13 protein-coding genes are annotated in these 15,220 nt (G+C 73.3%); 6 read left to right on the top strand and 7 right to left on the bottom strand.

Features of this window, described 5'->3' with window-relative positions; genetic code table 11:
* Positions 1 to 2 precede the first annotated feature (2 nt).
* A complete protein-coding gene (locus tag DEJ43_RS25735) occupies positions 3 to 2,732 on the bottom strand; it encodes a lantibiotic dehydratase (protein WP_015036318.1) in 2,730 nt (909 codons plus the stop codon).
* Positions 2,729 to 3,952 (bottom strand): hypothetical protein, encoded by a 1,224-nt coding sequence (locus tag DEJ43_RS25730; RefSeq protein WP_223831100.1) that lies wholly within the window; start codon positions 3,950 to 3,952, stop codon positions 2,729 to 2,731. The genes DEJ43_RS25735 and DEJ43_RS25730 overlap by 4 nt, the downstream gene beginning before the upstream one ends.
* Positions 3,953 to 4,188: 236 nt before the next feature.
* Between DEJ43_RS25730 and DEJ43_RS25725 the strand changes: the two genes are divergently transcribed.
* Positions 4,189 to 4,752 (top strand): hypothetical protein, encoded by a 564-nt coding sequence (locus DEJ43_RS25725; protein WP_015036316.1) that lies wholly within the window; start codon positions 4,189 to 4,191, stop codon positions 4,750 to 4,752.
* Between the two features lie 126 nt (positions 4,753 to 4,878).
* On the opposite strand, the gene DEJ43_RS25720 is transcribed toward DEJ43_RS25725, so the two are convergent.
* The 3 genes from DEJ43_RS25720 to DEJ43_RS38600 all read right to left on the bottom strand — a co-directional run bounded on the left by DEJ43_RS25720 (position 4,879) and on the right by DEJ43_RS38600 (position 6,939).
* A complete protein-coding gene (locus DEJ43_RS25720) occupies positions 4,879 to 5,049 on the bottom strand; it encodes a thiazolylpeptide-type bacteriocin (protein WP_015036315.1) in 171 nt (56 codons plus the stop codon).
* Positions 5,050 to 5,085: 36 nt separating this feature from the next.
* The gene (locus tag DEJ43_RS25715) at positions 5,086 to 5,259 is read right to left on the bottom strand and encodes a thiazolylpeptide-type bacteriocin (RefSeq protein ID WP_015036314.1); all 174 of its coding nucleotides are present in this window, start codon (positions 5,257 to 5,259) and stop codon (positions 5,086 to 5,088) included.
* Positions 5,260 to 5,400: 141 nt separating this feature from the next.
* Positions 5,401 to 6,939 (bottom strand): SagB/ThcOx family dehydrogenase, encoded by a 1,539-nt coding sequence (locus tag DEJ43_RS38600; protein WP_261340882.1) that lies wholly within the window; start codon positions 6,937 to 6,939, stop codon positions 5,401 to 5,403.
* Between the two features lie 463 nt (positions 6,940 to 7,402).
* On the opposite strand from DEJ43_RS38600, the gene DEJ43_RS25705 reads away from it, so the two are divergent.
* Genes DEJ43_RS25705 through DEJ43_RS25690 form a run of 4 tightly spaced genes read left to right on the top strand, consistent with a single transcriptional unit; the run spans position 7,403 to position 12,766 of the window.
* Positions 7,403 to 8,863 (top strand): multicopper oxidase family protein, encoded by a 1,461-nt coding sequence (locus DEJ43_RS25705; RefSeq protein WP_041662887.1) that lies wholly within the window; start codon positions 7,403 to 7,405, stop codon positions 8,861 to 8,863.
* Positions 8,864 to 8,908: 45 nt separating this feature from the next.
* The gene (locus DEJ43_RS25700; protein ID WP_015036311.1) at positions 8,909 to 10,696 is read left to right on the top strand and encodes a class I adenylate-forming enzyme family protein; all 1,788 of its coding nucleotides are present in this window, start codon (positions 8,909 to 8,911) and stop codon (positions 10,694 to 10,696) included.
* Positions 10,693 to 11,679 (top strand): 2-amino-3,7-dideoxy-D-threo-hept-6-ulosonate synthase, encoded by a 987-nt coding sequence (locus tag DEJ43_RS25695; protein ID WP_015036310.1) that lies wholly within the window; start codon positions 10,693 to 10,695, stop codon positions 11,677 to 11,679. The genes DEJ43_RS25700 and DEJ43_RS25695 overlap by 4 nt, the downstream gene beginning before the upstream one ends.
* On the top strand, positions 11,651 to 12,766 hold the full coding sequence (locus DEJ43_RS25690) for a 3-dehydroquinate synthase II family protein (protein ID WP_015036309.1): 1,116 nt from the start codon (positions 11,651 to 11,653) through the stop codon (positions 12,764 to 12,766). Before DEJ43_RS25695 ends, DEJ43_RS25690 begins: the two co-directional genes overlap by 29 nt.
* Positions 12,767 to 12,873: 107 nt before the next feature.
* On the opposite strand, the gene DEJ43_RS25685 is transcribed toward DEJ43_RS25690, so the two are convergent.
* On the bottom strand, positions 12,874 to 13,479 hold the full coding sequence (locus DEJ43_RS25685; protein WP_015036308.1) for a response regulator transcription factor: 606 nt from the start codon (positions 13,477 to 13,479) through the stop codon (positions 12,874 to 12,876).
* 50 nt (positions 13,480 to 13,529) lie between these two features.
* On the bottom strand, positions 13,530 to 14,057 hold the full coding sequence (locus DEJ43_RS25680) for a Rossmann-fold NAD(P)-binding domain-containing protein (protein WP_015036307.1): 528 nt from the start codon (positions 14,055 to 14,057) through the stop codon (positions 13,530 to 13,532).
* Between the two features lie 152 nt (positions 14,058 to 14,209).
* Between DEJ43_RS25680 and DEJ43_RS25675 the strand changes: the two genes are divergently transcribed.
* Entirely contained in the window at positions 14,210 to 15,193 is a 984-nt protein-coding gene (locus DEJ43_RS25675) for a helix-turn-helix transcriptional regulator (RefSeq protein WP_015036306.1), read from the top strand.
* Positions 15,194 to 15,220: the final 27 nt, after the last annotated feature.

The raw sequence follows: 15,220 nt of genomic DNA, 5'->3' as shown, positions 1-15,220 counted from the left end.
CGTCACCGCTCCTCTGCCTGAGTGCTCGGGTGGTAGGTGAAGCGGCCGCCGGCGGTCCGGCCGACCTCGACGACCCACTCGGTGGCGTGGCTGCCGTCGACGACGCCGGGCAGCGCCTCCTCCAGGTAGCTGCCGCCGGTGTCGGCCCCGCGCCGCTCCAGCATCCGGGGCAGGACGCGGGCGCCGAGCGCGCTGCTCAGGTCCACGTACTGGGGCTTCTGCTGGAGGCGCTTGGACTGGATGTCGGGGGCGCCGACGGAGAGCGGGCCCTCGTCCTCGGGGACGGTCTTGACGACGACCTCCTCGGGGACGCCGTACTTGGCGCGCCAGGCGTTGAGGGCGAGCAGCCGCTCGTGCTCCTCGGGCCCGGCGGCGAGGGCGGCGCCGAGTTCCTCTCCCCCGTACCAGCGGCGGCGGCCGATGAGGACGTCGCCGACGGCCATGCGGGGGGCGGTGCGGGTGGTGGCCCTGTCCCAGGGGGTGGCGGCGTGCCAGCTGTTGGGCAGGGCGTTGAAGAGGCGGCCGCTGATGGCGAGTCCGGAGGCGACGGAGAGCGGCGGCGGGAAGAGGCCGGGGTGGCCGGTGCCGAGCGGCAGGACCCGCAGCGGGGCCCCGTCGGCGTCCTCGACGCGCAGCGAGTCGGTCTCGGGGTCGTGGGCGAGCCGCAGCCCGAACCAGTCGTCGGGGGTGAGGCCGCCGGGCAGGATCGGGGTGTGGGCGTTGACGTTGAGGCGGTGCAGGCCCAGGTCCTCGGTGACGCGGGCGCCGTCGTAGCCGTACACCCGGCGTACGTGCTCGGCGAGGCGGGGCAGGGCGCGGCCGCCGAGGCGCCGGTCGGCCTCCAGGAAGCGGGCGTAGAGCATGCCGTGGCCCGGCAGTCCGTCGTTGAGGACGAGGTGGCCGTCACCGCGCTGGAGCAGGATGCCGTAGATCAGCGGGTCGCGGCGGAATCGTTCCGGCAGGTCGCCGGTGAGGCCCGCGACCTGCTCCGGGCTGATCCGGAGGGTGTCGTCGCCGCGCTCGACGGCCCCGCCGATGAGGGCGTGGAGCTCCTCGGTGACCTCGCGGCGCAGCTCGTAGATGCGCTCGAGGGAGCCGTCGGCGGGGCCGATGCCCTTGAGGGCGGTCGGGTCGCCGGGGCCGTCGGGGCCGTACACGGCGGCCATGGCGGCGGCGCGGCGGGACACCTCGCCGACGACGAAGGGGGCGTGGGCGGCGAGCGGGACGTTCGCGCCGGGGCCGAAGCGCTCGACGAACGCGGCTGTCATCAGGACCCGCACGTCGTGCAGCCAGTCGAAGACGGTGAGGAGTTCGACGGCCGGGCCGAGGTCCTTCAGGGACTCCTTCCAGGGCTCCGTGGCCACCTTGAGCGGCGGCATCACGTAGTCCTCCTCGACCGTGACGTGCGCGGGGCGGCCGGCGGCGTGGCTGAGTTCGCCGAGGGCGCCGCGCAACTCGGCGAGGGCGGCGCCGCGTTCGTCGGCGGGCGCGGCGGTGAAGGCGGGCATTCCGGCCTTGACCCGGTCGGTGAGCCGCTTCGTGACCGGACGGGGGTCGTCCGGGGTGAGCAGGACGTCGTAGTCGGTGGAGCCGTCCTCGGCCGCGTGGAAGGTGCAGAGGAGGCCCTGCGCGACGGCGCCGCGGACCTTCTGGTCGGCGTCCTCGGCGGCGATGCCGGAGCGTTCGGCGACGTGGGCGACGACGGACGGGAAGGGGCGGGGGCCCATGGAGACCGCGTCGAGGAGGTCACCGGCCGGGCCGTCGAGGGCGACGGCGGCGCGCCGCATCCCCTCGGGCGAGGGCTTGAGGAAGAACAGCTTGCCGGCCGCCGGGTCGGGCGCGGAGGTCGGCGGCAGGCCGATCCACATGTCCTCGATCGCCCGGTCCGCCGGGTCCGGCAGTCCGCCGAGGACGTAGTTGAGCATCACGCGGTCGAGGCCGGGGAAGGCGGTCGCGCCCGGGAAGCCGGCCTCGTCGGGGCCGGAAGCGGCCGGGTCGGGCTCGGCGATGCCGACGGCGGTGAAGCGGGCGAGCGGGCTCGTACGGACCATGGCACGGGTCACGTACTGGATGAGTCCGCGCTCGGACTTGCGGGACTTGGCCGGGACCTTGCCGGGGGCCCGGACGGCGGCGCGGTAGCGCTCGGCCTCCTGGTGGACCTCGGGGGCGACGAGCGCGAGGGAGCGCAGCAGGTCGGGGTCGCCGAGGAGTTCGGCGAGGACGCCGCGCTCGCGCTCGGCGGCGTCGGGGTAGCCGGCGACGAGCTCCGCGCGGACCCGGTCGCGCTCCTGGCGGGCCCGGAGCCAGGCGTCGAGCACCGGGGAGGCGGGCCCGGGCGTCTTCTTGGGGGCCTTGCCGCTGTTCACGGCCCGGCGCAGGGCGATCAGTTCGCGTCGTTCGGCGTCGTCGGCGGCGGCGCCGATCCGCTCGTACAGCTCGTCGGACGCGGCGGCGGAGGCCTCGGCGAGGGTCTGCTCGGCGGCGGTGAGGAGGACGAGCTGCCGCCGCAGCTCGGCGTCGGCGAGCCGGGCCCGGCGCAGCGGGTTGACCCGCAGGAACCAGAGGGGCTCTGGGGCGGACGGGGGGCCGGCGGCGGGGGTCGGGGCGGGCGTCTGCGCGGTCGTCGCGTCGGCGGCCGGTACGGGTGTCGCGGTGGGCGGCGGTACGGTCGCGGGCTCGGGCGGTGTGGCCCCGCGCGGGTCCGTCGGGCTGCCGATCACGGGGGCGGTCATCGCAGGGCTCCCTCGGTGGCGGTGCCCGGAGCGGCGCTCGGGGCGGGGGCGGCGGAACTCGTCTCCCCGGCGGGGGCGTTCGGCAGGCGGCCGGCGATCCGCTCGCGCCAGGAGACGCCCAGGACCTGGTCGACCGTCTCGGCGACGGCGAAGCAGGTGTAGTAGCGCTGCATCGGGGAGACGGTGAGCAGCGGCAGCTGCTCGTAGAAGAGGTTGGTCAGGAGGCGGAAGGAGGCGAACCACGGGGACGGGGCCGAGGTCACCCCGGCCGCGCCGACGGTCCGGTGGAAGTCGCTGTCGGGCTGCTCGCCCTGCGGGACGACCGTGGTGGCTCCGGGCGGGCCCATCTCCGAGCGGTCGAGCCCGGCGGTGGCCCCGTCGAGCAGGTCGAGGGTGAGGGTCCCGGCGGCGACCGCGCTCTCCAGCGCGCCGGCCCCGTAGGCGAGTCCGGTGCGCCAGGCGGCGGCGGTCGCGGAGACCTCGCCGCTCAGCCGCTGTTCGACGACCCTGCGGAGCACCGGCGCGTCCTTGGCGAGGCGCTCGGCGAAGACGGGGCGGACGTCCTTGGTGGGCGCGGCCCAGGCAAGGAAGGCCTCGACGTGGGAGCGGGGCGAGAAGACCCCGTATCCGAGGCCGAGGGTGTGGGTGTCGGCGAGCGCGACGAAGGCCTCGGCGAGCCGGAGGGTGCCGGAGCCGGGTTCGCCGGCGAGGTCGTCGACGGTCCGCAGGAGTGCGGGTGTCAGGGCCCCGTGCACGACGGTGCGGAAGCGGTCGAGGCGCGGGTCGCGGGGCGTGGCGCCGGGCCGCTCGCCGGGTTCGATCCGTTCGACGGCGCCGTGTTCGCGCAGCGGCAGGTAGGGCGGCTGGACGGCCTCCAGGCGCCCGAACTCGCGCGCCTGGCCGAGGTAGGTCTCCTCGGTGAGGGCCCGGGGCGGGTCGAGCGGGCCGGCGTCCAGGCCTCGTGCGACGGCCTCCCAGTCGGGGCCGCCGCCCGGGACGCCGCTCGCGTCGCGGGCGAGGATGTCGACGTGCGGCCCGTGGAGCCACCCGCGGCGCAGCTGGACGGCGGGAGCGCCCGCCTCGTTCAGCGCGCGGGCGACCGGTACGACGTACCGGGCGAGCCAGGCCGGTGTGACCGGCATCCGTGTGTGCAGCCGCACTCCCGTCAGGCCGTCGGAATCCGGCTTCACGGCAGTGCGCTCCAGCGCATCAACCCCCATGCTTTCGCACCTTCCGAGAATTCGAGAAACAACGTCCTGGTGATGTGTTTCGCTTCCGGCCGTAATCATGTGCCGGGGAATTGCGGCGGAACAGGGAAAAAGGCGCCGCGCTGACATGTGTCACGCTTTCCGTGACGCTCGGGCCACGGCTTCGTTCGAGCCGGGTGCGAGTCGGACTGGCTGAAAATAGACAAGCCGGTCGGATGATCGTGGATCATCGCTGTAAGGTCCGCGCCATGACTACGGAATCCACCGACGCCGAGTGCCTCACGCTCTCGCGTAATCTGCGCCGCCGCGGCGCGATCGTCCTCGCCGTCTTCGCCCTGGTATGGGCCTTCGCGGGCGGTTCGGGAATAGCGGCGATGCCCGTGGCCGTCGCGCTGGGCGTCGTCGCCGCCCTCGTGACCGCCGGCGCGGTGGTGCTCGCCTACCGGGGCACGGCGGGTCCGGTGACCCGTCTGGTCCGTCTGCCGGAGAAGTGGAACCGAGGGGTCGGCCTGGTCAACGCGGCCGAACTGGTGGCGATCTTCGCGGTGATCGCCTTGTCGAACGTCTCGGGCCACCCGGCGTTCATCCCGATCGGGATCTGCCTGGTCGTGGGGCTGCACTTCTTTCCGCTCGCCCGCCTCTACGACCAGGGGCAGTACAAGTGGACCGCCATCTTCCTGACGGCGGTCGCGATCGTCGGGCTGGTCGTCCTGGCGGCCGGCACCACCGCGGAAACGATCCGCGTCGTGGTGGGCCTGGGCGCGGCGATCGTGCTCTGGGCCTCGTCCTTCCACGTGGCCCTGCGCGGCTGACGCCCTTTACCGAGAACGCGCCCGCATACCCGGAACGCGCCCGAAACGCACGCGAGGATGCGCCACCCGGCCTGAGCCGGGCGGTCGCATCCTTCGTGCGTCGTGCGTTCAGCCTCGGTTACTCGGTCAGCAGGCCGAGCAGGTGGAGGAGGACGACGACGAGGTGCCGATCGAGCCGCTGGAGGCACCCATCTCCGGGAGGGCCACGCCCTGGGCGACCTCGAGGGTCTCCAGCTCCGCGACGTCGAAGTTGTCGAAGGCCGCGTCGTCGCCGTTCTTGATGTCGTCGATGCTCATGGTGAGTTTCCTTTCAGCGTTTCGGTTGGGGGAGGTTCAGCAGGCGGAGCAGGTGGAGGACGAGGAGGACGAGGTGCCGATCGAGCCGCTGGAGGCACCCATCTCCGGGAGGGCCACGCCCTGGGCGACCTCGAGGGTCTCCAGCTCGTCGACGTCGAAGTTCTCGAACGCCTTGTCCGCGTCCTGGCCCTGCTTGATGTCGTCGCTCATGGTGAATTCCTTTCCGAATTCTTTTCCGCAACCGTTCGGCTGCAACACCAATAATGCTGATCCGAGTTCGGCTGCACCAGCCTTTCCGAGTACCACCTGACGTTTATCACGCCCGGAATAACCGGCGTCATGCCGAAAGGCTCAGGGATTCTCGGGAAGGGACCACTCGGGGCTGTTGAGCATCTGCCAGCCCTCCCCCGGCTCACCTGCGACGGAGTCGTCGGGGCGCCGGCTGCCGAGCAGGAAGTCGCCCACGGAGGACTCCTGGAGGTAGTCGAGGCCCAGGACCCGCGCGGACATGTCGGCGTCGCCGTTGCCCAGCGCGCACGGGGCGAGCCCGAGGGCCGTCGCGACCAGGTACATCGTCTGGTAGAGCACGCCCGTGTGCCGGAGCGTGGTCGCGTAGGCGATGGCCCGGTACTTCCACGACATGCGCTGGAACCGGGCCGTGACGGTGACGAGGACGTCGGGCCGCGCCTCCATGCCGGTGGCCCGGGAGGCGACGTGGAACAGGGACTCGCGGTCGGCCTCCTCCTCGTTGCGCAGCACGAGCCGGTGGCCGACGGGGTCGTAGTAGTAGATGCCGGGGGCGAGGCCCGCGCAGCGCCGCACGGTGACGTACAGCTCCAGCTCGTAGCCCTGGCCGCCGCTCGGGTAGGGGCGGGAGACGACCTCGTCCCGGTCGCTGCCGGGCTCCGGCGTGTAGTGGGCGCGGACCCGGGCGACCCGGTAGAGGAACTCGCCGAGCTGGCGGGCGGTCATCTCCTGGTCGCCGTAGCCGCGGATGGACCGCCGGGTCTCGATCGCCGTGGTGAGCGAGGGGTCGTGGGCCGCGATCTCCTCCCGGGTCGGCCGGTACAGGGGCACCGCGGGGCCGTCGGGGACGGGCCGCACCGCCGGCCGGGGCTCGATGGCACCCCGGTGGGGGTAGACGGCGCCGAACACGTCGTCGTACCGGCCGGAGCGAATGCGCGAGTGGAAGAGCAGGTCGTGGAAGTCCCACTGGCGCAGGACGGGCTCGGCGTCCGAGCCGAAGTCCCCGTTGGCGTCGGCGAGTTCGGCGAATCCTGCCCCGACGAGGTGGCCGAGGACGTCGGCGGTGCCGGCCTCGTCGAGACCGGCGTCCGCACCGAGCCGGGCGGGGGTGCCGGGCTCGCCGAGCGCGGCGGCCAGGGTCCGGGCGGCCGGGTCGGTGAGCACCGCCCGGAACTTCACCAGCGGCGACTCCAGGACGAGGACGCCCTCGCGGGTGCGGCAGAAGGCGAAGCGGGAGAGCCGGACGGTCGCGCCGGCGGGGACGTCGACGGGCCGGTACGCGGCGTCGCGGGCCACCGGTTCCAGCCGGAGGAGCTCCCGGGACCCGCCCCTGGCCAGCACGGCGTGCGCCACCAGGTGCCGGGCGCGGTCGAGGACCCGCTCGAACTGCACCCGCTCGGCGGGGCGCAGCCCCTCGTACAACTCCTCGGCGGGCAGCGGCCCTTCGGCGAGCCGTTCCAGGGCGGTCCGGAGGCCGCCCCGGACGGGACGGAGGGCGAGGGAGGTGGCGGGCCCGGCGAGGGTGGCGACGTCGCCGTCCTCCGCCGTGAAGAAGACCCGCACGCCTCCGGTGAACGCCGGTACGGCCAGGGCGGGTCGGAAGGGACGCGGCGCGGTGTCCGATGGGGTCTGCGTGGTGTGCACGGTGCCTCCGTGGGCGCGAGGATGACGGTCCGGCGCCGGGGCCGTGCGGCCCCGGGGGCCGGCGGACGGGAAGGCGCCGTACGCAGGGCAGACGCCGGGCAACACTCTCGCGCGGGGAACCCGGCCCCGGTCCGCGCCCACCGGAATCGGTGACATTTCCCGGACGAGGCGTGACGGGCGGCATTCCGTGACGTGACTCCCGTCATCCCGGAGTCCCTGATTCCCATCCCCACCGGGGGAAATGACCGAGGTCATCGATCGCGTGACACATGCAAGAACCGGGGCGAACTCGCTCGGAGTTCCGGCCGTTCGCGCCCATGCTCGGAGAGCGGAATTCACCACCGCTCGGAAGCACCACCGGACCACCGCTCGGAAGCGCCACCGGACCACCGTTCCGAAAGGCCGTTCCGCACCACCGTTCCGCATCACCGATCCCGGAAAACCGTCACGTAAGGAATCCGCTGTGTTCTCTCGCCGCAACGCGATACGACTCGGACTCACCGCCGGTGCCGTCGGCGCTGTCGGCGCGGCCGGCGGGGTGTTCCAGGGCCTCACCTCCGGGACCCCGGCGGTGGCCGCCGAACCGCCCGCCGGTCCGCCCGCGGTCACCCCGTTCACCGTGCCGCTGCCGCGGCCGCGGGTCCTCGCGCCGTACCGGAGGACCCGGTCGGCCGACTACTACGCGGTCACCATGCGCCGGGCGCGGGTGGAGATCCTGCCCGGGCTGCGGACCGAGGTCCTGACGTACAACGGCACCTTCCCCGGCCCCACCATCCGGGCCCGCAGCGGGCGCACGGCCGTCGTGAAGCAGATCAACGCGCTGTCCGCGCCGACCTCGGTCCATCTGCACGGCGGGGCCAACCCGCAGGACCAGGACGGCGGGATGATGGACCTCATCCAGCCGGGCCGGTCGAAGACGTACGTGTACGCCAACCGCCAGCCGGGTGCCACCCTGTGGACCCACGACCACGCCCACCACCTGGAGTCCGAGCACGTCTACCGGGGCCTCTCCGGGCTCTACCTCCTCGGCGACGAGGCCGAGGACGCGCTGGGACTGCCCTCGGGGCCGTACGAGGTGCCGCTGATCCTCCGGGACGCGCACTTCGACGCGGCGGGGCAGCTGCTCTACACGATGGACGACGCCCTCAACCGCACGACCATCCTGGTCAACGGGGCCCCGTGGCCGCACCTGAAGGTGAAGGCCCGCAAGTACCGCTTCCGGATGGTCAACTCCTGCAACCTGCGGATCTTCGTGATGGCGCTGTCCGACGGCAGCCCGATCATCCACGTCGGCTCGGACGGCGGGCTGCTCCCGGCGCCGGCGCCGTCGCCGGTGGTCGTCCTCTCCCCCGGCGAGCGCGCCGACTTCGTCATCGACTTCTCGCGGTACGCGCCGGGCACCCAGGTCACCCTGGCGAACATGCTGGGCCCCGGGCCGACCGAGCTGGTCGGGCAGATCATGCGCTTCGACGTCGAGGAGAAGGTGCCCGACACCAGCCGGGTGCCGGACGTCCTGACCACCCTGCCGCCGCTGCCCACGCCGACCGTGGAGCGCTCCTTCGAGCTGCGGATGGACGAGCCGGGCACGGGCCACCTCGCGTACATCAACGAGAAGACGTTCGACCACGACCGGATCGACACCGAGATCGCGTGGGGCACCACCGAGGTGTGGACGGTCAAGAACACCAGCACGACCGTTCCGCACAACTTCCACACCCACCTCGTCCAGTTCCGGATCCTCGAACGGGACGGAATGCCGGTCTATCCGGCGGAGGCCGGACTCAAGGACACCGTCCTCCTCTTCCCGGGGCAGACCGCGAAACTCCAGCTGACCTTCGACACCCACCGCGGTGTCTTTCCCTACCACTGCCACATGATCGACCACAGCGCCATGGGAATGATGGCGCAGATGCGCATCTCGTAATTCCCTCCGCACCACCCGACTCCTCATTTCCGGAAAGGAGGAACCATGTACGTACGCCGCATTCTCGACGCTCTCGGAAAGGACCCGGGGCGCGTGGTGATCCACCGCGCCGACGAGGCCGTCACCGCCGGCCGGCTCGCCGGCTCGGTGCGGGCCACCACGGCCCTGCTGCACTCCCGCGGCGTCCGCCCCGGCGACACCGTCGCCGTGCTCACCGGCCCCAACCGGCCGCTGATGCTCGGCGCCCGGTACGCCGTCCATCTCCTGGGCGCCACCTCCGTGTACGTACGGTCGATGAACCCGCGTACCGACACGGAGACCTTCACGGTCGCCACCCAGGCGCAACTCCTGCAGGACCTGCGGGTGTCGGTGCTCCTCGTCGACGACGAGAGCGCCGAGCGCGGCACCTGGCTCACCCGCCGCGTACCCGGGGTGACCGCGCTGACCGTCCCCTGGGGGACGGGCGACGGTCCCGCAGGACCGCTGCCGGCGCGGCTGCCCGAGCCACGCCCGGACGACCTCGCGACCGTCGAGTTCACCAGCGGCAGCACGGGCCGGCCGAAGATGGTCGCCCAGCGGTACGACACGCGTGAGGAGCTCGTCAGCCGTCTCGCCCATGGCCTCGATCCCCGGGGACCCGCGACGCTGCTGTCCGTCACGCCGATCAGCCACACAACCGCGCCGATGGCCGACGCGGTGCTCGCGAGCGGCGGACGGGTCGTCCTGCACGACGAGTTCGACGCGAGCGACGTCCTCGACGCCTTCGAGCGGCACCGGGTGACCGACGTCTATCTCGCCGTCCCGCACCTCTACCGGCTCCTGGACCATCCGGCCGCCCCGCTCACCGACCTGTCGTCGCTGCGCCGCATCACGTACAGCGGCACCCCGGCGGCGCCGGCCCGGGTGGCACGGGCCGTCGAGCTCTTCGGCGACGTGCTCATCCAGGTGTACGGGACCACGGAGGCGGGCGGCATCAGCAGCCTCAACCCGCTGGACCACCGGGAACCCGAACTGCTCGGCTCGGCGGGCCGCCCGTTCCCCTGGGTGCGGGTGGAGGTCCGCGGCCCCGGCGGCGGCCCGCAGGTGGAGCGGGGGGTGTCGGGCGAGATCTGGATCAGCTCGCCCACCGTCACGGCCGGCTACCTCGGCGACGAGGAGCGCACCGGGACGGTCTTCCGCGACGGCTGGCTGTGCACCGGCGACCTGGGGCACTGGGACCGGTACGGCTACCTCCGGCTGGACGGCCGGGTGGGCGACGTGATCAAGCACGGCGGGCTCAAGCTGGACCCGGCGGCCATCGAGGAGGCGCTGATGCGCCATCCGCAGGTGCGCCAGGCCACGGTGTTCGGGGTGCGGGACCGGGACTGGGTGGAGCAGGTGCACGCGGCCGTCGAGCTGTACTCGGGAGCCGGGCACACCTCCTGCGACCTGCGGGGCTATGTGGCCGCGGCGCTGACGCCCGAGCACACCCCGGTCCGGGTCTCGGTCTGGCCGAAGCTCCCCCTGACCCCCTCGGGCAAACCGGACCGCGCCTATCTGCGCTCCGTCTCGCCGCCGGACCTGGCCGCCCGGGACGCCGCCGACCCGCCCGGCCCCGGCGCGCCCGCCACCGCCGGGCACGGCACGGACCCCCCGTACGGCACCGCCGCCCGGCACGGCACGGAGAACCGGCACGGCGCGGACCCCCCGTACGGCACCGGCGTCCCTCGCGTCGGCGGACCGGCCCTCAGCTCCCCGCGCGGAGCCACCGCGCGGGCCGACCCCGTCCGCGCGAGCGGCGCGGGTCACCAGCCCGATCACGCCACCTCGCGAACCAGAAAGGGCGTTCCATGACCGGTTTCGGCCACTTCGCCCGGTCGCTGCGGCTACGGCGGCTCTACCGCCACAGCACGGCCGGCCTGATGATCACCCCTCTCGACCACTCGATCCATGACGGTCCCGTGGTCCCGAAGGGCACCACCCTCGACCAGCTCGCCGCCAAGATCGCCTCCGGCGGCGCCGACGCCGTCGTCGTCCACAAGGGCAGCGTGCGGCACATCAGCCCGGAGCGGTTCGCCGCGATGTCGCTGATCATCCATCTCAACGCGAGCACCAGCCAGGCGCTCGACCCCAACGCCAAGTACGTCGTCGCCGGCGTCGAAGAGGCCCTCCGCCTCGGCGCGGACGCGGTCAGCGTCCACGTCAACCTCGGCTCCGACGACGAGCGGCAGCAGATCGGCGACCTCGGCCGGATCGCCGACGCCTGCGACCGCTGGAACCTGCCGCTGCTCGCCATGGTGTACCCGCGGGGGCCGCGGATCACCGACCCCCGGGACCCGGCCGTCGTCGCGCACGCCGTGACGATCGCCGCGGACCTGGGCGCGGACCTGGTCAAGACCGTCTTCCTCGGATCCACCGCGGAGATGCTCGACCTGACCGCGGCCTGCCCGGTGCCGGTGCTGGTGGCCGGCGGACCCGCCCTGGAGAAGGAGGAGGACGTCCTCGCGTACGTCAGGGACGCCATCGCCGGAGGGGCGGGCGGGGTGGCCATGGGCCGCAACATCTTCCAGGCCAAGGACCCGCGGGCGCTGGCGGCGAAGGTCGCCAGGGTCGTGCACCACTTCCCCGAACAGCACTTCACCACCGGCCCGTTCAGCGAGGCGGCCGGACGGGAGCGGCTTCACGGCGAACGCCTCACCCCCGACCACCTCGACGGCACACCGCTCGACGACCCGCACCACGACACCACGCACCTCGACCCGTCGCTCGACGGTTCGTCACTCGACAACCTGACAGGAGGTCCGCATCATGACGGACGCCAAACTGTGCTGGCTTGACATCCGTGAGGCCGGCGCCGCCACCGCCGCCGTCCTCGAGGAGGCCGTGCACCAGAAGATCGACGGCATCGTCGCCGCCGACCCGGCCGTCTTCGCCGGTCTGCCGCCCACCGTCCGCAAGGTACTGCTCTTCGAGGACGGCGCCGCGACCGTCCCCGCCGACCTCGGCGAGGCCGACGTGGTGATCGTGCCCGGGCCGCGCGACGCCCGTGCCGAACTCGAAGCGGCCCACCCGGACGTCCAGTTCGGGCGGTACGTGGAGATCGTCGACGCCGACACCCTGGAGGACGCCTGCCTGGCGGCGCGTCTGGAGGCGTGGAGCGTCCTGGACTTCCGCGACCCGACGAAGATCCCGCTGGAGATCGTCATCGCGGCCGCGTCGGGCGCGCCCGGTTCGATCGTGACGACGGCCGCCGACACCGAGGAGGCCGAGATCCTGTACGGCGTCCTGGAGCACGGCTCGGACGGCGTCCTGATGCGGGGCCGTACGGTCGGCGACGCGACGGCGCTGCGGACCGCGGCGACCGCGCACGGCGGCGAGATCTCCCTGGTCGAGTTGGAGGTCACGGCGACCACCCACATCGGGATGGGCGAGCGTGCCTGCGTCGACACCACGACCCACTTCCGCAAGGACGAGGGCATCCTGGTGGGCTCGCACTCCAAGGGCATGGTCCTGTGCGTCAGCGAGACCCACCCGCTGCCGTACATGCCGACCCGTCCGTTCCGCGTCAACGCGGGCGCCCTGCACTCCTACACGGTGGGGCAGAACGGCCGCACCCACTACCTGAGCGAGCTGCACGCCGGCAGCTCCGTCCTGGCGGTCGACGTCGACGGCCGCACCCGGCCGGTCAGCGTGGGCCGGGTGAAGATCGAGACCCGTCCGCTCATCTCCATCGACGCGGTCGCGCCCAGTGGTCAGACGGTCAACCTGATCCTCCAGGACGACTGGCACGTGCGGGTCCTCGGCCCCGGCGCCTCGGTGCTCAACAGCACCGAACTCAAGCCGGGCGACCGCATCCTGGGTCACCTGCCGACGGCCGACCGCCATGTCGGCTACCCGATCAACGAGTTCTGCCTGGAGAAGTAGGAGCGCGCCGAGCGCCCTGCTCCACCATGTCGTGACGCCCCGCCCCGGCACGCCCCGTGCCGGGGCCGGCGCGTGTCCCGGCGCGGCCGCCCGCGCCCGGGAGGCCCTCACAGCAGCCCGCATTCCGCGGCGATCCGCGCCGCGTCGAACCGGTTGCGCCCGCCGAGCTTCTTGATCGCCGCCGAGGTGAGGTTCCGTACCGTGCCCGCCGCGAGGTAGAGCTCGCCCGCGATCTCCTTGACGGTCGCCCCGCCCGCGGTCAGCCGCAGCACGTCCGTCTCGCGGACACTGAGCACCGTCTCCCCGGCCGCCGGGGTCCGCAGCAGCCCCGGGTCGACCGTGAGGCAGCCCCCCGCCACCCCGACGAGCGTGGTGATCAGCTGCGGCAGCCGGGCCGTCTTCGGTACGACTCCGAGCGCTCCGGCGGCCACCGCCCGGTCCACCACGGACGGCGTGGCCGAGCCGACCATCAGCGCGACGCCGCAGGTCGGGTGGTGCGAGCGGACCTCGGTCGCCGCGTGCAGCGCCTTGCCTCCCATGGTGCTCTCGCCGAGCAGCAGGACCGTGGGCCGGTGCCGCTGGACGGCGGGCAGCACCGCCTCGAAGGTCGTGGCGAGCCCCACGACATCCAGGCCGTTGGTGCCGTTCAGGGTCTCGGCGAAGGCCTCCAGGACCAGTTGGTGGTCACCGGCCACGACGACACGAATGGACATCTCTCTCCCCCGTGGTGACTTCTGTGGCGGCGGCCCTCTCGGGCCGCCGGTCAGCGGCTTGTCGCCCGCGCCGCGTCGACGGCGAGGCGGTCGACGACGTCGCGGATCCAGGTGCGGTCCTCGGCCGTCGTCCCGCCCGGTTCGGCCGGGGCGGCGGGCGCGCGCTCGATGTGCCGGGCGCCGGGCGGCAGCGCGGCCGCGAGGGCGGCGGACACGGCGCGGAAGGCGCGCAGCAGTTCCGCGGTGGAGTCCGGCGGCGGCAGGACGACGACCGCGGCGTGGACCGGGCCGGCGTCGTCGGCGATCTGGCCGGGCAGCCGGCCGGCCTCGGCCGGGTCGCGGACGTCGATCCGGTACGGCAGGGCCACGAGTCCGGCGTCGGTGAGCGCCTTGCAGAGGAAGGCCGCGTTGGTGGCGGCGTCGTCCGCGCGGTCCGGGTGGCCGGCTCCGACGACGGCGACGAGCGCGCCGGCGGCGCTCAGGCGGGTCGTGAGCTCGCGGCCGACGCCGGTGGTGGCGTCGACGACGAGGACGACGAGCCCGTCGAGCCGCGGCGGGGAGGAACCGGTCTGGAGCACGGGAACGCCTTTCAAGGAGATCGTCGAGCGGGTAGCGTGCTGATCGTGTGAATGGTGTGAATGGGATGGCTCCGCGGCGGGGCGGGAGATCCGGTTCTGAGCTCTCCGCGCCGGACCGGGCCGGGGGCGGTACGACCGTTGGGGGACACCACGTGGACGAGGTCTCGTCACTCGATCAGCACACGCTGGGCGTGTACCGCGCGATCCTGTTCCACAAGGAGCACGATCCGGAACGCCTGGCGAAGCTGCTGAGTTGTACGACCGAGCAGGTGACGGAGGCGCTCGACCTGCTGACGCGCCTGTCGCTGCTCGCGCCGTCCCGGGACACCCCGGGCCGGATGCGCGCGGTGAACCCGTCGCTCGGTCTGAAGGTGCTGCTCCAGCGGGAGGAGCGCGAACTCGCCTCGCGGCAGCAGCGGATCGAGCAGAATCGTGCCGCCCTGGCCGCGCTCGCGGCCGAGTACACGGCCTCGGGCCGGTCGGGCGGTCTGGACGGGGCGGAGCACCTCGACAACGTCGACGACATCCGCACCCGGCTCGAAGCCCTCGCCGAGTCCTGTACGGCCGAGTCGCTGGCCTTCCATCCCGGCAAGGCCCTCACGGAGGAGTCCGTCGAGGCCGGCCGGCCGCTGAACGAGCGGGCGATGGAGCGGGGCGTCCGCTTCCGGACCATCTATCTGGACAGCGTCGCGGGTGACCGGGTCACCCGGGCGCACGCCCAGTGGATGGCGGAGCGCGGCAGCGAGATCCGTACCTCGCCGACCCTTCCGATGCGGCTGCTCATCGTGGACACGGCGGCGGCGGTGGTCGCCGGGCTGCCGGGTCAGGCCCGTCCGTCCGCGCTGCTGTTCAGCAGCCAGCCGGTGGTCCTGGCCATGCGCGCCCTGTTCGAGGCCTACTGGGAGCACGCCTCCCCGCTGGACGGTCCCGGGGACGCCCTGCCGGGCGGGCTGACCCCGCAGGAGCGCAAGCTGCTCCAGCTTCTGGCCAGTGGTCTCACCGACGAGGCCGTGGCGCGTGCGCTGGGCATCGGGGTGCGGACGGAGCGGCGGATCGTGGCCGACCTGATGGAGCGGCTCGGTGCGTCCAGCCGGTTCGAGGCGGGGGTGCAGGCGACCCGCCGGGAGTGGATCTGAAGGGGTGCGGCGGCCGTGGCGGCGGTC

Source organism: Streptomyces venezuelae ATCC 10712 (genome assembly GCF_008639165.1).
GTDB classification, from domain to species: domain Bacteria; phylum Actinomycetota; class Actinomycetes; order Streptomycetales; family Streptomycetaceae; genus Streptomyces; species Streptomyces venezuelae.
This window is presented reverse-complemented; position numbering and strand designations above follow the sequence as displayed.